The sequence below is a fragment of the Iocasia fonsfrigidae genome (assembly GCF_017751145.1).
Lineage (GTDB): Bacteria > Bacillota > Halanaerobiia > Halanaerobiales > DTU029 > Iocasia > Iocasia fonsfrigidae.
This window is the reverse complement of record NZ_CP046640.1, coordinates 809,070-830,789: the sequence shown is the minus strand read 5'-3', so window position 1 is coordinate 830,789 and position 21,720 is coordinate 809,070. Positions and strand designations below refer to the sequence as shown.

The following is a 21,720-nucleotide window of genomic DNA, read 5'->3' as shown; positions in this document are numbered from 1 at the left end:
TAAAATCTCAGATTATCGTCTCTTTGTTGTTTTTAATTCACCAATTAAAATAATTACTTTAATGTTTGGTTTAATATATGTAGTCTTTAAATTATTCCTATGACAACTTTATCCCCTCCTTCAAAATTTTAATTAAAATCTTAAATCCACTTTCTCAATGCTTTCAAAATTTTTGAATCATAAGAATATATTTTAAATTTCGTGTTATTCAATTTTAGTTAAATGCGATTTTCGTATTATTAATTTAAAAAAAATTGGACTTTTTACAGGTGTAAGACTGTTTGGTGTATGCGAAATATGAATAATTCAATTTTAGCATTAATAATTTAACATAATTCCTCTCTTTTGTCAAGGGATTAACAGTTATTTATCAATTTTATAATTATTACTCATTTTAACAGCCAGATCAAGAAATATTTCCTGTTCTCTTTCAGATAAAATAGATAGCAATTTTATGAGCCTATCACGACCCTTTTTTTTGTGATTATCATAAAATTTCTGTCCCTTTTGGGAAAGTAATATTTCAACTATTCTCCGGTCATCATCCCTTCGCCTCCTCTTAACATAACCTTTATCTACCAGTCTATTAACAATACTAGTCATAGTTGTGGGAGGGGTAGCAAAAACAGAAGTTAACTCAGACATGATTACCGAATTATATTTTCCTAAATATTTAATGATCAGTAGTTCTCTTATCTTTAAATTTTCATCCAGAACTGAAAGTTGGTAGAATTCATTTAAGATAATCTTGAAAAAAGTCTCATCAACCTCTCTAGCTTTTTCGTCAATACCCATCTTTAACACCCCAGTTGTTTAAAATGTACTAAACACATGAAAATACCCAAAAATTCACCTTTAAAAATTCAATATTATACAAATATAAAAGTTCAGACCACAACTTTATAGTTTGCTCTAGCTCGAAAAATATATAATACGATATTCATATTATATGAATATCGTATTATATATAATAACATACTCTCACATTTTTTGTCAAGTTTAGAATTATTCTAATAATTTAAAATTATACTTTCTACACCTGCCGGTGTAATTGCTACCCTATCTTCATTATTTTTAATTTAGGTGATGATATTTCTACCTCTGTTCATAAGTTTTACAAACAGACGGGGAGGATGTCAAAATAATAAAGCGAAGAAAAACCCCCGGATCAGATCCAGGGGCTAAAGATTCATACTATAAATTTTTCAAATCGGCTATATCCAATCTGTTTTGCGCTGCATGGTTTAACGCTAGGTTAGCTATGTTGTTGATTCTTTTATTATCATCCTTTATCTCCCTTATGTCTTCCTTAATTTTGCTGATGTCATTCTCAATATTAGATAGTCTTTGATCAATATCAATTTTAAAATTACCGAAACCCTCTAAAAATATATCAATCTTTTTTTCTAACTCGTTCACAAGCATCAACCCCTTTATTAATTTTAGCACATATCAGCGTCGCTCGCTACCCTGATTTTAATTCAATTATCGATTTTATATTATAAATATAACACAATGCCAAAGTCTAAATAGTCTAATAAGAAAAAAATCAAAGAATTAGAAAGAGAATTCCAGTCATTTAAATAACCGGAATTCTGGGAAAAGTTAATTCATCAAATTTATAATATTACAGCTTGATAATCAACATACTCTATAGCAAAGGCCTCAGCCACAGCCTGATAGGTAATTTTACCAGCACATACATTTAAGCCTTTAGCTAAAGATTTATTATCCTTTAAGGCCTGCTGATAACCTTTATCTGCCAGTTCAAGGGCATATGGTAAGGTGACATTAGTCAGGGCATATGTTGAAGTCCTGGCAACTGCCCCCGGCATATTGGCCACTGAGTAGTGAATTATACCATCTTTAACAAAGACAGGGTCATCATGTGTAGTGGGATGACTGGTCTCAATACACCCCCCCTGATCAATAGCCACATCTACCAAAACTGAACCAGGCTGCATTTCCTGTAACATTTCTTCTGTAAGCAGGTAAGGTGCCTTTGCTCCAGGGATTAAAACCGCACCAACAACTAAGTCGGCATCTTTTATTTCTTCTATAATATGGTATGGGTTAGACATAATAGTTTTTACCCTACCCTGGAAGATATCATCAAGGTATCTCATCTGCTCAGCACTTACATCCAGGATTGTCACATCGGCCCCCAGGCCTACTGCCATTTTAGCAGAATTAATACCTACTGTACCTCCACCAATAATTACAACCCTCCCTGGTTTTACACCTGGGACTCCTCCCAGGAGGACACCTTTTCCACCATGGGGTTTTTCCAGAAAACTGGCCCCTGCCTGGATAGCTAAACGACCTGCCACTTCACTCATAGGAATTAATAAAGGTAGAGAACCATCAGCTAATTGTATGGTTTCATAGGCAATAGAAACCACCTCTTTTTCCATCAGGGCCCTGGTAAGTTTTTCATCTGCTGCCAGGTGTAAATAAGTAAATAGAATCTGTCCTGGAGTAAAATAATCATACTCACTTTCCAAAGGCTCTTTAACCTTGATAATCATCTCTGCTTCAGCAAACAAATCAGCAGCCTGTTCTATAATATCTGCCCCTGCTTTACTATACTGTTCATCTACAATACCACTGCCCAGACCTGCCTTCTTTTCAACTAATACCTTATGACCAGAATCAGTCAGGATTTTCACACCTGCTGGTGTAATAGCCACCCTGTTTTCATTATTCTTAATCTCCTTTGGTATGCCAATAATCATAATACCATCTCCTTAAATTATTTTAATTTATCTTTAAGAGTCTGTTAGAAAAGCCACTGCTTATACCCCGGTGATTATATATCCCTTCACTCAACGGTAGCACCTTAACTTCGTTCTGGGAAATATAATCACCTAAAACAATTCTTTTCGAACACACACTTTGTTTAAAAAAACATTTAAAACATCAGTTTTGTCTTAATCCATTACATCAAAAGCAAAATGGGAATTTAATTTAAATACACATTTCCCATAAAAGGCCTGTGTCTTATTATAAAAAGCCCATAATTGATTGCCATAATCATAATGCCACCATTCATAATAATAATTACTAAAACCAGCTGCCTTCATTATATTATAAAGCAAGCGCCGATTATAAAGAATATCCTCTTCTTTGGGACTGAGTTTTCCTTTCTTGGCAAGCCTCTTTTCCAAAAAATTTGTAACAGACTTTTTAGTGTTTTCATCAAATTCTGTTCCCATATCAAGAAAAATCCCCTGAGCATTTGCTATAGTAAGATCTACCGCTCCACCAGTAATATGTGGAGAAGGATGTTTTGCATTATCTGAAGGTATAGCAACAAATTGTTCGGTAAGTTTATTTATGGCTTTTTCAGATTTATCGGGATGTTTTCTTAGCAATTTTTCCTTATATCTATCAAAAAGAGTCAGCTGTACTTCAGTCGGTCTCCAGGCATCAAAGATAACCAGTTTATATCCTGCTGGTAATAAGTCTGCAGCCTTTTTCAATCTCAGCAAAACCCCTCCTCTACAATAACATTCCGGCAAAGAATACTCTAAACCCTGCCTAAAATACTGCGGCTTAACTATAATCCTATTTGATTTATCACTTATAGAAAACAACATCTCTTTATTATCAATTATCTTTATTTCTTTTACTTTTTTCCAATCTGGTTTTTCTAAATCTATTTTTAATTTATAATGTGATTTATTTAAATTCTTCATAATAACACCCTTAATATAGACTAATACCCAAATAATCTAGGCAAAAACAAAGTTATAGCTGGGAATAATATAATCAATGAAACAGTAAGCATAGCAAAGGCAACAAAAGGCCATATCTTCTTAAATAATGTCTCTAATTCCACATTACCGACAGCTGAAACAATATATACACAAGCACCCATTGGCGGGGTAATCAAGGCAATAGTTATATTCAAAGTCATAACAACACCAAAATGAAAGGGATCAATGCCCATGGCAGTAGCAACAGGGGCAATAATTGGAGTCAACAAAGTCAGAGCTGCAACCTCTTCCATAAACATTCCGATTAAAAATATTATAAAACTTAAGACAAACAACAAAACTGTACTGTTATCAGTCATAGCAATAAGAAAACCAGCAAATTTTTGGGGCACCTGTTCCCACTTTAACAACCAGCTAATAATAGAAGCACTCCCCATGATCACAAATACCACACTTGTACTACGGACTGTCTCAAAAATAGCAGAGAAAAAGGCTTCCATTTTTAATTGTCTGGTTACAAAAAAACCAACAATTATAGTATATAGTACAGCTATTGCACCGGCTTCTGTAGGGGTGACTACCCCCAGTACTATTCCTCCGATAATGATCAAGGGGGCAATAAGCGCTACTAAAGACTGCAAACCAACTCTAACAATTTCAGCTAAACCTGCTTTTTCATTAGATACAGGATAATCGTATTTTTTAGAGTAATAGTAATTCATAATAATAAAAGCCGCCCCTAACATAATCCCTGGTACCACACCTGCTACAAAAAGGCCTCCAATTGACACATTGGTCATTGTCCCATAGAGTACCATAAAGATACTGGGTGGTATAATAGGACCAATCAAGGAACTCCCAGCAGTAAGACCTGCCGAATATGAACGCGGATAACCTTCCTTAACCATAGCCGGTATCAAGATAGAACCTAAAGCTGAAGAATCGGCAGCCGCTGAACCACTTATACCGGCAAAAATAATACTGGCAACCACATTCACATGACCTAAGCCACCTCGCAAATGTCCTACTAATACCCTACTAAAATTAAGTAATCTATCTGTTATACCAGTCTTATTCATTAAGTTACCAGTCAAAATAAAAAAGGGTATAGCCATTAGGGTCACCACATTCATTCCACCAAAGAATTGTTGAATCATAATACGAAACAATGACCAGTCCCCTAGATATAAAAAACCGATAAATGCTGTGCTTAATAAAGAAAGGAAGATCGGCACACCTATAAACATTAAAATCAAAAAACAGGCAAACATCACAATAGTCAATTCTTTCCCTCCTTTTTACCAGACAAGGAAAACTGTAGAAATATATATTGCAACAAAAACAAAAGTGCACCAATAGGAATTGCTAATAAAGGTATACCTTTGGATATTTGTAATCCTAAGGTTTTAAACTTCCATGAATTTATAGCATATCTAAACCCATAGTAGACCATAAAGAACATAAGAAAGATAGTAACAAACTGTACCAGCCAGTTTATTATTCTGGCAGAACCTTTGGCTAAAATCTTATTAAGAAAGGTAATACTCACATGTTCTCCATGATATAGAGCACTATTCATACCAATCATTACTGCCCATATCAAGGTAAAACGGGCCAGCTCTGCCGTCCAAATCGGAGATATATTAAAGAAATAACGGCTAAAAACATTAGCAATTATTACTACAAGATTTAGTATAAAAAGCGCCCCAGATAAATAGGTGCTGAGACGCTCTATAATTTCAGAAAAACGGGAACAGGACTTTGGGAAAGGCTTATTCATCACCTACAGCCTCCTGATTAGCCTGACGCGCACTTTCTATCGCCAACTCGATCCATTCTTTATCTATCTTTTCTTCAATCCACGCTGAATAAGCTGGTTGCCCTATTTCTTGAAAAACTGCCAATTCTTCCCTGCTAGGTTGATATACCTCTACTCCATGGTCTGCAATAAATTTAACTCTACTGGCAACCTCTGATTCTACAGCTATACGGTTAATGGCATTGGCTTCTACAGCTGCCTCTTTAATAAGATCTTGTTCATTTTTGCTAAGTGAATTAAACCAGGCACCATTAATAGTTAACCACTGACAGGAATACTGAATATTAGCCATAGTCATATAATCCTGTACCTCATAAAGACTACCAGATATAATATAAGTGGGAGGATTCATCTGGCCATCTGCCACACCAAGCTGTAAAGCTATATATACTTCTGACCAGTCTATCGGTATACCACTGGCCCCAAAGGACTCATATAAGGCTACCTGGCCTGCATCCATAGCCCTGAACTTCATGCCTTTAAAATCAGCCGGGGATTTGATTTTTCTTTTAGAATTGGTAAAGGCCAGAAAACCACCCTCTTCTACTGCTTCTAATAAAATAACACCCGTTTTTTCTTGGAATTCCTTTTGGGTTTTTTCCCAATACTCACTACTATCAAAGAAAATATGAGCAGCCTCATAGCTATTAAACATAAAAGGGAGTGTGGCTGCATAAATTTCTGGATAAACAGAAACTATACCAGCATTTGATGCAATATTAATCATAGGCCCGTTCATAGTCTGTTCCATTCTTTGCTGTTCATTACCTAATTGACTATCAGAATAGAGTGTGATAGAAATACCACCATTAGTACCTGACTCAACGATCTCTTTAAACTTAATAGCAAAGGCGTGTACTGGATTTGTCTCCAGATTGGCTGGTCCATTATATGACATTTTAATATCTTTCACCCCCGCTGCTGTTACCATTCCACTAAAAACCAAAACAAGCAATAACACTGACATTAACTTTACACATTTTTTGCTCATTTAACTGCCTCCTTACTTTTTTATTAATAAAAATAGGTGATTATAACATGAATAAGTTAATATACACATTTTTATGTAATGTTTATGTAACTTATATGTTAATTATAACTTTAACACATCGATAGCCCTCAAGCAAATATTACATCTTATATTATTATTGAGTATATTGCTGATTTATGTAGAGAAACAAATATAATTCACTTAAATTAGTTTTATTATAGTGAATAAATTTTATAATAATAAAATTTATTTTTTGCAGAAAAAAGAATTTCCATATATAATAATCTTAATAGAAATTAATAAGTAAGAGGGGGGCTTAACTTGAAAATAGGAAATAAAATAAAGGAATTAAGATTGTTAAAAGGAATGACTATCAAGGAGTTAGCAGAAAAATCAGAATTGAGCGCAGGAATGATCAGTCAAATAGAAAGAGATAAAATTGGTCTATCAGTTACATCTCTGTGGAACATCTCTCAGGCACTTAATATTTCAATCGGATATTTTTTTAATGAAATGAAGGCAGACAATCATCTTGTTGTCAAAAAAACACAGCGCAAAGAAATTAAACTGGCAAATTCAAGTGCAGTCTACGAATTATTAACACCAGATCTATCGGGAAAAATAGAATTTTTAAGAATTGTTATCAAACCAGGCGAGAGTAATGATAGTAAACAAATAAGTCATCAAGGAGAAGAATGTGGTCTTGTTTTACAGGGAAAACTACTAGTTAAATACGGAGAGAAAGAGTATATTCTTGAAGAAGGTGACAGTATCCGTTTTAACAGTCTCATCCCCCATAAATATATCAATATAGGTGATATTAGTTCAATTTCTATCTGGGCAATGACACCCCCCAGTTTTTAATCATTAAGATAAATTCTCGGCACCCTTTTACTAATTCCACAGACAATCTCATAATTTATGGTCTGACAAATCTCAGCCAGGTCATCAGCAGTAATCTCTAAATCCCCCTGCCGACCGATTAGCACAACCTCATCACCACAAGCAGCATCAGCAATATCAGTTACATCAACCAATATTTGGTCCATACATACCCTTCCCCTGATAGGGGCTCGCTCTCCCCCGATGAGAACAAAACCCCTATTAGACAACTGTCTTGGATAACCATCAGCATAACCAAGAGGTATAGTAGCTATCATACTGGGGCGTTTGGTTATATAAGTCCCTCCATAACCGAGCGCAGAACCAGCAGGTATTTCCCGCAGTAGTGATACCTTTGCCTTCCAGCTCAAGGCCTTTTTAAAGTTATCACTAGAAACTATATTTTCTGAGGGCCTCAACCCATATATAATAATCCCCGGTCTGACCATATTAAAAGGCAAACCTGGTAAATCAAGTATGGCAGCACTATTTGAGGCATGAAGAAGAGAAATAGATATATTCTTTTCTTCCAACACCTTCAAAAGTTTATTAAATCTAGCCCACTGATAATATGTATAGGCTTTATTACGTTCATCAGCACAGGAGAAATGAGTCATTAATCCCTCTATTTCCAACCCCTGATACCCTGCAATATCACGTGCAATCCCTGTTCCTTCCTCTATAAGAAAACCCTGCCGACCCATTCCACTATCAACCGCCAAATGCACCTTCAGCTTAACACCTTTGGTCAGAGCCTCTTTATTTAAATATCCCAGGGTAGTGCTATCAGAAACAGTAGCAATCAAATCATAAGCAAAGAGTAATCGATACTGTTCTGGAGATATATTAAATAATACCTGAATCGGTAAAGATATTCCACTTTTCCGCAATTCAACCGCTTCTTCAGGCAGAGCAACAGCCAGACGATCAGCGCCAGCTTTACACAGGGCTTTAGCTATCATTATAGCCCCATGGCCATAGGCGTCAGCCTTGATAACCGGCATGATTATAACATCTTTATCAACTAAATCCTTAATCATTTTAAAATTATTTTTTATCTGAGCAAGGTCAACTTCAACCCATACTGGTCTTGTTATTACATCTTTTTGCACAACGATCACCTATTATATATAATTTTTTTATTTTATTATTATTGATCCTTAAGAAAGCTCCAGCTGTTTTTCCTCTTTGTTTAACATCCCTTGCTTATTAATAAATCTGGAGACCCTTTTGCTTTCAGGAAAGAAACCGGCAGGACGGCGCAGCATAATAATTATTAGAACTAGACCTATAATAAATAACCTGATATCTCCCATTCTGGTAGCTAAAGCTGGCGGTAGATAATCAACTGCTATGATTGTACCTTCCCAGACCAGACGAATTACTAAGGCCCCAGCTATTGCCCCCAGGTTATTACCGACACCCCCGGCAATAATCATAATCCAGATTATAAAAGTATAGAGAGACTCAAAATTATTAGGGGTTATATAGGTATAAAAATGGGCAAGTAAGGCACCACCTAAACCATATAACATACTGGAAATTATTATGGTTTGAATTTTATAATTTAAAGTATTTTTTCCCAGGGAAACAGAGACATTCTCATCTTCCCTGATAGAGCGCAATACACGTCCCCAGGGACTCTTAATTAATTTTTCTACAAGAAGATAAACTAAAAGCAGAATTACTATCACTAATACTAAAAAGAATAGATCATAAGCAAAGCGGGAAGCAAACAAATCACGTAAGGGCTGAGGAATCATACCTATACCCATTGGACCCTGAGTTATTTTTTCTTCCTGTAAGGCTATCAACCTCATTATTTCAGCAAAACCCAGACATCCTAAAGCAAAGTAATTATTATCTTTTAGCCTAAGAATAAATGGAGTAAGCAATAAAGAAGCCAGACCGGCAGCAAGCATTGCCCCTAAAATACCAATTATAAAGGGAAGACCAAATCCCCCCAAACGTGTTCCGGTAGCTGCTGTAGTTAATATAGCAGTAGTATATGCGCCAATAATCATCATCCCATGTATTGAAACATTAAAAAGACCTGTACCACCCCAGCTAATATTTGTACCGATTGCAAAGATAGCATAAATAACTGCAACTGTTAGAAAAAATATTATAAAGGAAACAACTCCCAATTAACTCACCTCATTTCAACTTTGATTCTTTAAAGATACCCATCGGTCTCCAGAGCAAAACTATAATCATCATTAAAAAAGAAATTCCTAATTTATAAGTCGGCGGAATAAAACCAGCGGCAATTTCCATAGATAAACCAACAATCATAGCACCAATTACAGCACCATAAATACTTCCTATACCCCCAATTACCATAGCTACAAAGACAGGTATCAAGATATTCCAGCCCATCATCGGTACTAAACGAGTATCCAGCGCCAGAAAGAAACCAGCAAGTACCGCCAGTGCAGTCCCCAGTACCCAGGTCCACCTGTAAACCCTTTCCATATCTATGCCTGAAATTCGGGCCAGATCCACATTATCAGCTACCGCCCTCATTGATTTACCTATTTTAGTTTTAGTCATAAAAAAATGAATAAGAAACATTACAACAAGCGAAACAATTATAATAATAATTTGATATACAGTAATACGTAAACCAACTATATTAATAGCTTTCCTGACTGGGAGGTCATACCCCTTAACACCACTACCGAAAAAAACCTTTAATAGGCTTCGCAAACAGAAGGTTACACCAACCGAAGTCATCAGTAAAGCTACCGATTCTGCCTGACGCATATGGGAATAAATCATTTTATCCAGTATAAGAGATAATATAACAGTAAATACTACTGCTAATAAAACCGAGATAATCAAGGGAATACCATTAATTACACTAAAGAAAAATACAAGATATGCTGCAACAGTCATTATTGAACCATGGGCAAAATTGAAAAAATCCAGTATTTTCGTTGTAATTGTTAACCCCATTGTAGATAACGCAACAATTATACCATAGATTAGACCATTAACTACTAACTGCATTCTAAATACCTCCCCTTTGACTTAAATCTTAAGCTTCTAAAAAAACCGCGCTTCTAATGCTCCGCCCCACTGAATCTTCCTTTTATAACACAAGGTCGATTCAGCATCACCTTAACTAAGACAAATATATTTGTCGGTCTTTAAAGTTATCCACAATCATGTTTATAAATAAGGTCTATAGTTTTAAGTAAAACTATAGACCTATCTATTAAATTACTCTTCCCACCAGATCGGTAGTTTAAAATTAATTTCACTGGCAAAGTCAGAAATTTCAGCCGGTTTAAAGTTTCCAGCTGTCTTAAATTTCAAATCTTCGCCTACAGTCCAGTGTTCATACAAACCAGAGACATCTCCATTTTCATCGAAGTTAATAGGTCCAGAAGCCCCAACATACTGAATATCTTTACCCTGGGCAATCAATTCCTTAGCTTTAGCAAACTCATTTACTGTTACTACTACACCAGGGGCATTAGCCACCTCACGTATTGCATCTTTGATTGTCTCCCGATCAGTTGCTGTACCAGCTTTCTCAATAGCTAAAGCTGCAATCATAGTACCATCAAAGGCATGAGCAGTAAAAACAGATTGCTCATCATTGCCATATTTTTCCTGCCACATAGTATCGAAGATTTTACGACTATCATTTTCAGGCAGCGCTGTAGAAACACCTTCAAAATCTCCATAAATTTCATAGCCCAACGTCTTAGGTAAAGTAGGGGCCTTAGCTACTTCAGCACCTAACCAATCACCTCCAAAATCCAACTGATACCATTGCTTTAAGATAACAGTGATATCAGTTGGATAAGCTGCATTAATAATCACATCTGGAGCATTTTCAAAGACCTTACTCAATTCTGAACGATAAGAAGCCTTTGATTTGTCTACCCTAATACAATCTAAAATTTCTCCACCAGCTTTTGTCCAAGCTTCTTTGAAAACCTCTTCAATACCAATACCATATTGATTATTGACGACCATAGTACTGGCTGTCTTATACCCTTTTTCTTTAGCCAACATCGCCAGGGCTACACCTTGACCAGCATCAGAAGGACAGGTGCGGAAAAAATAATCATTATCATCCAGATAAGCAATCTGAGGCGAGGTACAACCAAGACCAATCTGTATTACTTGGTTAGGAATAGTAAGTGTACTGGCCGCAATTGAACAACCACTTGACCATCCCCCCAGGAGTATAGGAATATTATTCATTTTAACTAACTTATTAACCGCAGAAATTGCTGCTTCAGGTTTGGTCTGATCATCAGTATAAAGGATCTGTAATTCGTGACCGAGAATACCTCCACTTTCATTAATACATTTTTCAGCTAAAATTACCCCCTGTTGCATAGGCCCATTTTCAGGTGCACCTGAACCAGTTAAAGAAAGCATACAACCAATCTTAATTGGAGCAGCCAAAACAAAGCTAGTCATTACAAACAAAAAGCTTAGTAAAAAAATTGCAATACAAGATATTTTTCTATTCATCTGAATTTCCTCCCTGATTTTTTAAATATAGTTTTAAAAGTACACTCCATCTTAAATAAAATAAATCTCATTTACATCTACAATTATTTTAATCACATTCCCCTGAGATTAACTAAGCACCCAAATAGGCATTTAATACCTCCTCATCTTCCATAACCTCTTCAGGTCTTCCCTTTAATATTGTCTTTCCCATATTCATAACAAAGATTGGGTTACACAATTTCATCATGAAATTCATATCATGACTAATAATTAAATAAGTACGACCCTTTTCTTTATTAAATTTTTGAATATATTCCACCATTGAATTAATTAATGTAGGATTAATACCTGCTGTGGGTTCATCAAGTAAAACCACTTCAGGCTCTGCCATCTCTGTCCTGGCAAATTCAACTAATCTTTTCTGACCAACCGAAAGACTTCCGGCCAGAACATCCCATTTATCTTGCAAGTCAACCAGCTCCAACAATTTCATTGCCTTCCCCATTAATTCTTCTTCCTGCTTTTTTACCTTCTTAATCCTCAAAATATTATTCCAGAAAACCTCTCCATACTGCTTTTTAGCTGCCAACATAACATTTTCCAGTACAGTCATTTTTTCCAGTTGCCCAGTCAATTGAAAAGTACGGCAGAGTCCATTATGAAAAATCGCGTAAGGAGGCAAACCACTAATCTCTTTCCCTTTTAAACGGACAACACCTGAATCTGGTTTGTGAAAGCCAGTAATACATCTAAAGGTTGTGGTTTTACCTGCACCATTGGGACCAATCAAACCAGTAATTCTACCTTTCTCAACCTCCAGATTACAACCATCAACAGCCTTAACACCGCCAAAATGCTTTCTTAAATTTTCTACATGCAAAATAATCCTTTCCTTGGCAATATCACTCATTAAGATCACCCCTATTTATAAATCTATTTTGCAGTCTCTCTGCAATAGTTAAAATTTGTTTAATAGTATATCATTTTTTATGTTATGTCTTTGTTATGTTTTTGTTAACTTATCTCTTATATTACCTTAATTTTGCCATTTTGTCAAGTATTTTATGGAAATATAATTCATTTATGAATGTTATATCACATTTACATAACATCAAAATGCCTGTATAAAAAATTCCTTGATTATATATAACCAAGGAATTAAAACAACATCAATATATTTAAACATTTTGTAAGAAGTTCTTGTAATTAATTCTCAAATGTCTTTCATTATATTAGTATCCATAACTTAAGGCCCCTCCATCTACTGCAAAATCTTGCCCGGTAATATATTTCCCCGCCTTACTAATAAGATATAAGACCATGGTTCCAATATCTTCTGGTTCCCCAAATTTATGTAGGGGCATTCTACCAAGAATTTTAGCCTTCCTATCATCATCCATCACTTTAATACTCATTTTTGAAGGAATCCAGCCTGGTGCTACTGAGTTAACTAATATATTATCATTCACCCATTCAACGGCTAATCCTCGTGTAATACCAGTTACTCCTGCTTTAGTAGAACAATAGGGTACAACTTCTCTAAATCCTAAATGTGCTGCCATTGAAGAAATATTAACAATGCGTCCTATGTGCTTAGATTTTTTCAAATAAGGATAGGCATATTGACTCATGTAAAACACAGCATCCAGGTTAAGATGATGTATCTCATTCCAGAATTCTTCATTTACATCTTCTGCGCGCCATCTTTTAGTAGTCCCGGCATTATTGATTAAAAAATCTAAGCCTTCTTTTTCACCGATTTCACTTACAACTTTTTTCACATTCTTACTATCTGTAATATCTACTGGTATTCTTACAATATTATCATGCTCAATTGAACCCTTTCCACTTCTACTTAAGTCATAAACCTTAGCACCTACATCTGCTAAAACTTTTGCTATGCCTTCTCCAATACCGCTTGAAGCACCAGTAACAATGCCTACTCTTCCTTCCAATGAAAACAATCGTTCTAAGGTATTTGCTGTATTACTCTCCATTATTTCACCTCATTTAAGAACTCTTCTCTAAATCTAAAGCCCCAACCATTACCTTGACGTGGATATACATAGCCACTTTCTATAAGCATACGATTATCTATAATTTCATCAATCCAATCAAATGATTCTGCTCCATAAGGTTTAGAAATTGTAGTAAGTAATGGAACATCATAATCTTTATAATAGTGTGGTAGCACTGGAATATTGTTTAGACTAGCCAGGGCAGCTGAATTCCTCCATTCTTCAACCCCACCTATTCTTATAATATCTGGTTGCCATAAGTCTAAAGCATTTCTTCTAATAAGTTCTTTTAAAGCTGTACAATCATATTCTCTTTCACCCATAGCTAGTGCAATACTTGTTTTGCGACGGATAATTTCATAACCAGAAAAATCATCATGTACAATTGGCTCTTCAAACCAATGAATACCCATATCGGATGCCAGTTTAGAAAGCTTAACAGCTGAAGGTACATCCATACCCTGATTGGCATCAATCATAATTTTTATATTTGTTCCTACTGCTTCTCTTACTTTTTTTATACGGATAATATCCCTTTCAATATCTTTTGAACCAACTTTTATCTTCACCGCTGTAAATCCACGTTTTTTATAATCCATTACTTCCTCGAGTAATTCTTCATCAGTATAAGATAACCAGCCACCACTTCCATAGACAGGTATTTTAATATTACTTCCCCCAAGAATCTTCCAGATAGGTTGATTAAGTTCATGACCCCAGGCATCCCACATTGCGATATTAAAGGTTGCTACTGCCCATCTTTGAAGTCCTATACTACCGAAGTATTCCGTTTCAATTTCATATTCTTTTTTCATTTTAACTGTCTCATAAATATGATACTGTTCTTCTAGTATAAAAGTTTTTAAATCGCTTAAGGCTCCTTCTATTGCTTGAGGAGAATAATGAAAAGACAGTAAATACCCCTGACCTCTGGTTCCCTTATTTGTAAAAATTTCCACAACATAGAAAGCAATGTCTGAGATACTGTGTGTTGCATCAGCGATTGATTTCGATATTTGTGAAGTCGCCTTATATATTTTTACGTCTTTAATTCTAGTCAATTTCGAACACCCTTTCATTTTTCAATTTAAATAATGGGTTTTATCCAATTTCCTGGACAGAAAGATACAACTATACTTCTAATTTCTTATAGGATACACATTGTTTTTCAATTAATTCCCAATCTAGGTTTCCTCCAACTCCCGGTTCCTCTGGAACTGTAATCATTCCCTGTTCATCTATAGGCAACTTCCCCTGCATAGGAAACTGGAAATTATCTTCTGGAACAAAATACTCAAAATATTCGCAATTTCTAATGGCACATGATACATGCAAGTTCACTAAATCCATATAGTTCATTGTTGTAGTATGTATCTCACATCTTAGACCAAATGCTTCTGCAAGATGAGCAATTTTCAATGTCCCGGTTATCCCATTCTTCCAGGATACATCTGCCCTGACAATATCTGCAGCCTTTTGTGCAATAGACTGGGCAACACCCCAATGACAGCCCCTGGTAGTCTCAGTAGCCGCAATAGGTATGTCCACAGTTCTGCATAATTCTGTATATTTATATAACTCAAAATCTCTAAAAGGTTCTTCTAGCCATAAATAATTTAACTGCTCTAGCTGCCTGGCTATTTTTATTGCTTCATCTAAACTATACTCTGCCACCGGGTCGCTCATTAAAATATAATCATCTCCAACAGCATCCCTTATTGCCTGGTGAATCTCCAGATCTCTCTGCACTGGCCCTGAAGGATGCGCCTTGTAAGCTTTAATTCCTTTCGATTGATAGTATAAAACTTCTTCTACATATTCTTCCACTGTCTCATGAAAAAGACCACTGGCATATACTGGTAACTTGTTTTTATAAGCACCTAAATATTTATATAGTGGCAGCCCTGCCGCTTTTGAGGCAATATCCCATAAGGCTACATCTACAGGCCCTGGCAAATACACTGGAAAAAAACACAAGTGTCTGTCGAGATTCCATAGTTCTTGCCAGATAGCTTCCCGGTCATAGGAATCTCTACCTATTAATATAGGGCCGATATTGTCTTGCAAATATCCCTCAGTTACCGCTCCCGATCTAGCGGCCAGAGCTGTAGCGATTCCTTCTATTCCAGTATCAGTGCTAATCTTTATAACAACAACATCCCAGGGCATTTTACTTCCGCCCTGTCGTTTTTCATCAAAAAAACATTTATCGCGTTTTACCCACCATGTTTCAAACTTTACTATTTTCATGCACGGCCTCCTATTAAAGAGTCTGTTCGAAAAGTATCAGTATATACCGCTGGGGATTATATATCCCTTCACTCAACGGTAACACCACAGGTACTCCGTATTTGACTAGAGCACAGAAGAACAGTTTAAGGTTGCACCTTAACTTCGTTCAGGGATATATAATCCCCTATTTATGCCTTTTCGAACACACACTTAAATACATCTGTACTAAATATTTCATTTTTGATTCCTTTTCTTAGTAATTTTTTCCTTCGTCTTTCCTAACACTAACATTATAAGCTCTTTTTCTAATTGCTTAAATAACATAAATTCCTTGCTCTGGCTCTAAAAGCCAAAAAAATTCTTCACATTGTAATAACATACATTCTCCACAACTCTTTTTAGCTCTTCTTCACCGGAGAAATATTCTCCTCGTTCTACGAGATCTCCAAGGTAATTACAGAATACACGGCGGTAAAGTTCATGCCGGGGATAGCTTAAAAAACTACGGCTGTCAGTAAGCATACCCACAGATAGACTAACTGGATAGAGGTTTGCTGTGGCAGTAAATTGACGCTCAATACCGTAAACCTGGTCATTAAACCACCAAGGGGCACCTAGTTGTACTTTGGCCCGGGTTCCTCCCTCACAGAAAGCAGCAGCAAGTATAGCAAAATTCTCAATTTTACTACTATCCAGCGGATATAAAATAGTTTTTGGTAATTCATCAATAGATGTTAAGCGGTCAAGTAGAATACCAATACTTTTGACACTTGTACTATCATCTGTGCAGTCAAATCCAGTTGATCGTCCTATGGCAGCTACTTTACTAGTATTGGCATCAAGATATGTTCCCACATGAAGCTGCATCACAAATCCATTCCGCTTGTACATACGCCCCATCTCAAATAAAAAGGCAGAACGGTATTGATTTATCTCTTGTGTAGAAAGCTCATCACCTACAATAGCCCTGGAAAAAATAGCCTCAACACCTTTTAAGGTATAGTCTTCCCATGTAAACTCAGGAATACCATCATCACTGATATTAGTCCCTATACTTTTAAAGAATTTTAAACATTTTTCAAGTGCAGAAAGCAGACTAGCAAAACTAGCAATATCTTCTCCGGCAGCATTACCAAGATTTAAAATATAGTTGGGAAAATTCTCTTTTTCACAAAACATGGCTTTATCAGGACGGAAGGCTGACAATACCTTGATTTTCATTGTAGGGTCCTTTTGCAGCTTCTGGTGATATTTCAGAGTATCTATAGGGTCTTCAGTAGTACTAACTATCTCCACATTCGATACTTCCATACACCATCTGGGAGTCATTCCCTTTTCACAAATCATCTTTTTTGTTCTATTATATATCTCTTCAGCATTAGCTTCACACAAAGGTTCATCAATATCAAAAAAGCGTTTTAATTCCAGGGCACACCAAATGTAAAGAGGATTGCCAATAAGCTGCGGCAGTATTTTAGCAAAAGCCATATATTTTTCATAATAACTTGCCTCACCAGTTATATATCTTTCGTCAATCCCAAAGGTACGCATGGCACGCCATTTGTAATGATCACCAGCCAACCACATTTCTCCTAAGTCTTCAAATTCTTTGTTCTCCCAAATTTCTTTAGGTTGCAAATGGCAGTGATAATCGATGATAGGCATTTGCTCAGCAACTTCATGGTATAGTTTGCGGCCGGTTTCATTTGTAAGAAACAATTCCTCAGAAAATTTATTATTCATTTCACTCACCTCTAAAATCCAATTAGGGCGCCGCCATCAACCGGAATACATGCTCCGGTAATGTAACGGGCTGCCTCACTGCAGAGAAATGCAGCACACATTCCAACATCCATAGGGTCGCCAACTCTTTTAGCAGGTATACGCCCCATAATTTTTGACAATCGAGTTGAATCATGATCAGTTGCTTTATGGAACATAGGTGTATCAATCCAACCCGGTGCAATGGCATTGACACGGATGCCGAACTCAGCGCACTCCGCAGTAAGGGTATGAATTAAACCAAGATATCCTGCTTTGGCAGTAGAATAACCACTAACCTGGGGCTGACCTATATAACTGGTCATACTAGCCATAAAAACAATGTTTCCATAATTAAAAGTTTTCATATGCGGCACCAGGGCTTTGGTCAAAGCAAATGCACCAACAAGATGCACATTCAATACCTTTACATAGTCTTCCACTGACATATCCCAGATATATTTTTTACAGTGATTTCCTGCATTATTGATCAGAATACTGATCTGACCGTGGTCAGCGATAATCTTATCCACCATTTCCTGGGTATGGTCAGTATTTGTAATATCAAATTGATAAAAGACTGCCTGTTCACCAAACTCAGCTAAGGCTTCTGCAGCCTGTTCCGGTGTTTCAAAGCTTAATACAATCACCTTTGCGCCGGCACTGATTAAACAACGTGTAATAGCAAGGCCTAATCCCGTCGAGCCCCCGGTTACAATTGCAGTTTGTCCTTCCAGGGAATACGCATTATTGATGTTAAAGTTTTTAAAATCTATTGCCATTCTAAACTCTCCTTTTAATATGATAATTTATTACATTGTACACTTAGGTGGTATAGTAACTTGCTTTTCCTGATACTTATAGGGAATGAAATATTCTTTATGTCCCAGACTCTCGCTTTTGGTCAACACACCTGAAGCAACATTGGCTATCATTTGTGCAAGGGATTCTGCCGATTGGTCCAAGGTACAGTCTCCTGCCAGAACACGACCAGCATCAAAATCCATATCCCCTTTCATCCTGGCATAAGTATGACTATTGCCTGTTATTTTCACACAAGGAGCCACAGCACTGCCTACTACATTGCCCCGCCCTGTAACAAGAAGTACAATATGACAGCCGCAGGATATAAGATCCATCAAGCCCTCGTTATCATTAGGGTTAGTAATACCAAACTGCATCCAGTGGGGGTCTGGTGTTGAATCAAGCAGCCATAAACCTGGATGGTTCGGCTTTCCAGCTACCTTCAAAACACCCTCAATGGGCTTTGTTCCACTCTTGATTAAAGCCCCCATACTCTTTTCTTCTATGGTACTAAGACCCCCAGCAAAATTTCCGGGACTAACAGAATACTGTCTTACAGATTTACAGTATTCCAGTGCCTTATCATAGGTATATTGGATTTCCTCTCGGGCTCTTTTGTTTACAGCACGGGCTGTAAGCAAATCAATAAGTCCGATAGCCTCCACAATTTCTTCGAAAATAGCGGTGCCTCCCATTTCTACAAGGCTGTCATAAAAACGTCCTACAACTACATTCCCGGCAAGTCCACTGGTATAGTCACTCCCACCGCATTCAGCCCCAATAACAAGGTCCGACATAGTCATAGGAACCCGGGGTGTTTTCTTAAGGGCATCCAACATTTCACTTACCAAGGTAACACCTTTTTGTATACTTTTATTTGTTCCACCTTCTGTCTGAATAAACATCCAGGCATGCTGCTTACCCTCTTTTTCAGCAATATCGGCCAGCCATTCTGCTTGGACATATTCACACCCCAGGCCTACAGCAAGTACGCCCCCCACATTAGGGTGTCGAATAAGAGATATAAGCAGACGTACGGCATATTCATTATCAGTACAGCCGGAAAAACCTACACACTCAACATCCATATGGTCACTGATTCGTGTAATTTCTTTGGCTACAAAAGAGGAACATTCCACTGTATAGATCACAAGTACTTTATTACGAATGCCAAGGCGGTCATCTTGACGAGAAAAGCCTTCCCATTGCAAATTTAAATACCCCCTCTCTATTCATATTTAATATCCTTCGGTGCCCCTGTCACTACATCAAGGTGGCTGGAACGTTCATCATATACACTGGATATACAGTGTAAATGAACCCATGCCCCTTTAGCAATATTTTGGGTTGCACGACCAATAACTATGCCATATTTTATTATATCTTCATCACAATTTATATCACGTAAAGCTATTTTATGACCTATTGGAATATGTTCTACAGCATGAATGACATCCTGATTAGAATCCCCTCTTAATACCACAGGGCCTTGATTTAATTCCACTAGTGCAGTTGCTACATTATCTTGAAGATCAATTTGAAATGCCACTTGTTCTTCCATTATACCCTCCTTACAAGATCCCAAATTTCGCAAAGGCGTCTGTAGCACTCATACCCTCTTCAATTGCTTTTCGAACTACTTTCTCACCTGCTGCTTTATCAAGAGATTTTTGAATCACTTCTTCAGAAACTTCTTGCGGTATAACCAGAACACCATCTATGTCCCCAAAAATAATATCCCCGTCATGGATTATAACCTGGCCAATCTCAATCGGGCAGCGAAAATCTACCACACTTGTACGAATACTAGAATCCTGTGCCCAGCAGCCTTTACTAAATACAGGCCAATTTTGACTAAGTACCTGTGGTGTATCACGGTGCCAGCCGTCCACTACTGCACCGACACTGCCGCGTTTTTTGGCAGCAGCAGTAAGAATTTCCCCCCACAAAGCACTATTTTGCGCACCTGTTGCTACAAATATCTCATTTTTATGCAACTGATCCAGTGCTTCTGTCAGCAGTCCAAAAGGTTTCTTCTGTACACTAAACACATCGTGTTCAAGAACTGTACATGCTTTTCCTGCCACTTTCATATCATTTTGCAATGGTCGGATATATTGAGGCATAAACTGATGGGTATATCCCATTACATCCAAGATGTCGCCAACAACAGGTGTATATAGTTTTTCTTTCATGAGGGCAAACATTTCATCCTCGTTTTCCCATTTAATCATAATTACTACTCCTTTACCTTTTTGATAGTATCAAGCCACTGTGTACACTGTTCAAACCAATTCGCCACATGGGCATCTGCTAAGCGCCCTTTTTCAGGTTCAGCTACAGCATCTGTGGCCAGAGATAAACCGTGAACACCATAAGGGTAAAGGTGTACCTCAGCTGGAACACCATGGTTTGCCAAGCCCTGAGCAAATAAAATTGTATTCTGTACAGGGACTGTCTCATCAGCCATAGTATGCCATAAAAATGTAGGTGGTGTCTTCTTGCTGATATAATGTTCCAGGGAAAAATAAGATGCATCTCCTTGGTCAACAAGTGCCTCTATGCTTTCTTGATGGGCATATTGCCCCGCCGTAATAACCGGATAACATAGAATAAGGGCATCAGGTCTATGCATAGTGTCAGACCCAAACAATGTACGGTCATCCCAATGCACACCAAGGCTTGCAGCCAAATGACCGCCTGCGGAAAAACCACAAACAACAAGCGGTTTTCCCTCCAGCTCCATTTCTTTTCCATGTACTCTGACCTCTTTGACAGCCTCTGCAAGTTCTTGCAGTGGTTTTTTTCCTAGATTTTTTCCGATTGAATAGCGGAGAACAAAGGTCTGCCAACCTTCAGAACAAAATGCAGCTGCGACTGGTTCGCTTTCACGAGGCGATAAGTGTGTATATCCTCCTCCCGGGCAGATAATAATGGCACCTTTAGGATTGGGTATTGGCTGATAAAATAAATTTATACCCTGATCCCCACAAATAAAACTCATGGTCAATCCAA

General features: G+C 37.1%; 22 protein-coding genes. 1 reads left to right on the top strand and 21 read right to left on the bottom strand.

The window, feature by feature from the left end:
* Positions 1 to 363: 363 nt before the first annotated feature.
* From GM661_RS04085 to GM661_RS04055, 7 genes are all read right to left on the bottom strand, one after another.
* A complete protein-coding gene (locus GM661_RS04085) occupies positions 364 to 795 on the bottom strand; it encodes a MarR family winged helix-turn-helix transcriptional regulator (RefSeq protein WP_230868858.1) in 432 nt (143 codons plus the stop codon).
* 399 nt (positions 796 to 1,194) lie between these two features.
* The gene (locus tag GM661_RS04080) at positions 1,195 to 1,419 is read right to left on the bottom strand and encodes a hypothetical protein (protein ID WP_230868857.1); all 225 of its coding nucleotides are present in this window, start codon (positions 1,417 to 1,419) and stop codon (positions 1,195 to 1,197) included.
* A gap of 200 nt (positions 1,420 to 1,619) precedes the next feature.
* Complete coding sequence (ald, locus tag GM661_RS04075; protein WP_230868856.1) at positions 1,620 to 2,735, bottom strand: alanine dehydrogenase; 1,116 nt, start codon at positions 2,733 to 2,735, stop codon at positions 1,620 to 1,622.
* A gap of 195 nt (positions 2,736 to 2,930) precedes the next feature.
* Positions 2,931 to 3,698: a M15 family metallopeptidase gene (locus GM661_RS04070; protein ID WP_230868855.1), complete on the bottom strand. Its 768-nt coding sequence runs from the start codon at positions 3,696 to 3,698 to the stop codon at positions 2,931 to 2,933.
* A 20-nt stretch (positions 3,699 to 3,718) separates the two neighbouring features.
* On the bottom strand, positions 3,719 to 4,993 hold the full coding sequence (locus tag GM661_RS04065) for a TRAP transporter large permease (protein WP_230869762.1): 1,275 nt from the start codon (positions 4,991 to 4,993) through the stop codon (positions 3,719 to 3,721).
* Between the two features lie 5 nt (positions 4,994 to 4,998).
* The gene (locus tag GM661_RS04060; RefSeq protein ID WP_230868854.1) at positions 4,999 to 5,499 is read right to left on the bottom strand and encodes a TRAP transporter small permease; all 501 of its coding nucleotides are present in this window, start codon (positions 5,497 to 5,499) and stop codon (positions 4,999 to 5,001) included.
* Positions 5,492 to 6,529, bottom strand: coding sequence for a TRAP transporter substrate-binding protein (locus GM661_RS04055; protein ID WP_230868853.1), 1,038 nt, complete (start codon positions 6,527 to 6,529; stop codon positions 5,492 to 5,494). Before GM661_RS04055 ends, GM661_RS04060 begins: the two co-directional genes overlap by 8 nt.
* A gap of 321 nt (positions 6,530 to 6,850) precedes the next feature.
* On the opposite strand from GM661_RS04055, the gene GM661_RS04050 reads away from it, so the two are divergent.
* Positions 6,851 to 7,393, top strand: coding sequence for a cupin domain-containing protein (locus GM661_RS04050; protein WP_125988386.1), 543 nt, complete (start codon positions 6,851 to 6,853; stop codon positions 7,391 to 7,393).
* Here GM661_RS04050 and alr read toward each other — a convergent pair.
* From alr to GM661_RS03980, 14 genes are all read right to left on the bottom strand, one after another.
* Complete coding sequence (alr, locus tag GM661_RS04045) at positions 7,390 to 8,523, bottom strand: alanine racemase (protein WP_230868852.1); 1,134 nt, start codon at positions 8,521 to 8,523, stop codon at positions 7,390 to 7,392. The genes GM661_RS04050 and alr overlap by 4 nt on opposite strands.
* A 48-nt stretch (positions 8,524 to 8,571) precedes the next feature.
* Complete coding sequence (locus GM661_RS04040; RefSeq protein WP_230868851.1) at positions 8,572 to 9,558, bottom strand: branched-chain amino acid ABC transporter permease; 987 nt, start codon at positions 9,556 to 9,558, stop codon at positions 8,572 to 8,574.
* A 10-nt stretch (positions 9,559 to 9,568) separates the two neighbouring features.
* Positions 9,569 to 10,423 carry a branched-chain amino acid ABC transporter permease gene (locus GM661_RS04035; RefSeq protein ID WP_230868850.1) on the bottom strand — a complete coding sequence of 285 codons (855 nt, stop codon included), beginning with the start codon at positions 10,421 to 10,423 and terminating at the stop codon, positions 9,569 to 9,571.
* 213 nt (positions 10,424 to 10,636) lie between these two features.
* Positions 10,637 to 11,908 (bottom strand): ABC transporter substrate-binding protein, encoded by a 1,272-nt coding sequence (locus tag GM661_RS04030; RefSeq protein ID WP_230868849.1) that lies wholly within the window; start codon positions 11,906 to 11,908, stop codon positions 10,637 to 10,639.
* A 112-nt stretch (positions 11,909 to 12,020) separates the two neighbouring features.
* Positions 12,021 to 12,800 (bottom strand): ABC transporter ATP-binding protein, encoded by a 780-nt coding sequence (locus tag GM661_RS04025; RefSeq protein WP_230868848.1) that lies wholly within the window; start codon positions 12,798 to 12,800, stop codon positions 12,021 to 12,023.
* Between the two features lie 322 nt (positions 12,801 to 13,122).
* Positions 13,123 to 13,854, bottom strand: a complete 732-nt coding sequence (locus GM661_RS04020; RefSeq protein WP_407929638.1) for an SDR family NAD(P)-dependent oxidoreductase — start codon at positions 13,852 to 13,854, stop codon at positions 13,123 to 13,125.
* Between the two features lie 32 nt (positions 13,855 to 13,886).
* A complete protein-coding gene (locus tag GM661_RS04015; RefSeq protein ID WP_407929614.1) occupies positions 13,887 to 14,987 on the bottom strand; it encodes a mandelate racemase/muconate lactonizing enzyme family protein in 1,101 nt (366 codons plus the stop codon).
* Between the two features lie 52 nt (positions 14,988 to 15,039).
* Positions 15,040 to 16,158, bottom strand: a complete 1,119-nt coding sequence (locus tag GM661_RS04010; protein WP_230868846.1) for an enolase C-terminal domain-like protein — start codon at positions 16,156 to 16,158, stop codon at positions 15,040 to 15,042.
* 324 nt (positions 16,159 to 16,482) lie between these two features.
* Positions 16,483 to 17,883 carry a glucuronate isomerase gene (gene uxaC / locus GM661_RS04005; protein WP_230868845.1) on the bottom strand — a complete coding sequence of 467 codons (1,401 nt, stop codon included), beginning with the start codon at positions 17,881 to 17,883 and terminating at the stop codon, positions 16,483 to 16,485.
* Positions 17,884 to 17,894: 11 nt separating this feature from the next.
* Positions 17,895 to 18,683 carry an SDR family NAD(P)-dependent oxidoreductase gene (locus GM661_RS04000; RefSeq protein ID WP_230868844.1) on the bottom strand — a complete coding sequence of 263 codons (789 nt, stop codon included), beginning with the start codon at positions 18,681 to 18,683 and terminating at the stop codon, positions 17,895 to 17,897.
* A gap of 30 nt (positions 18,684 to 18,713) precedes the next feature.
* Positions 18,714 to 19,916 carry a UxaA family hydrolase gene (locus GM661_RS03995; protein ID WP_230868843.1) on the bottom strand — a complete coding sequence of 401 codons (1,203 nt, stop codon included), beginning with the start codon at positions 19,914 to 19,916 and terminating at the stop codon, positions 18,714 to 18,716.
* A gap of 17 nt (positions 19,917 to 19,933) precedes the next feature.
* Positions 19,934 to 20,266, bottom strand: coding sequence for a UxaA family hydrolase (locus tag GM661_RS03990; protein WP_230868842.1), 333 nt, complete (start codon positions 20,264 to 20,266; stop codon positions 19,934 to 19,936).
* Positions 20,267 to 20,276: 10 nt separating this feature from the next.
* Complete coding sequence (locus GM661_RS03985; protein ID WP_407929613.1) at positions 20,277 to 20,939, bottom strand: RraA family protein; 663 nt, start codon at positions 20,937 to 20,939, stop codon at positions 20,277 to 20,279.
* A gap of 5 nt (positions 20,940 to 20,944) precedes the next feature.
* Positions 20,945 to 21,709, bottom strand: a complete 765-nt coding sequence (locus GM661_RS03980) for an alpha/beta hydrolase (protein WP_230869761.1) — start codon at positions 21,707 to 21,709, stop codon at positions 20,945 to 20,947.
* Positions 21,710 to 21,720 lie beyond the last annotated feature (11 nt).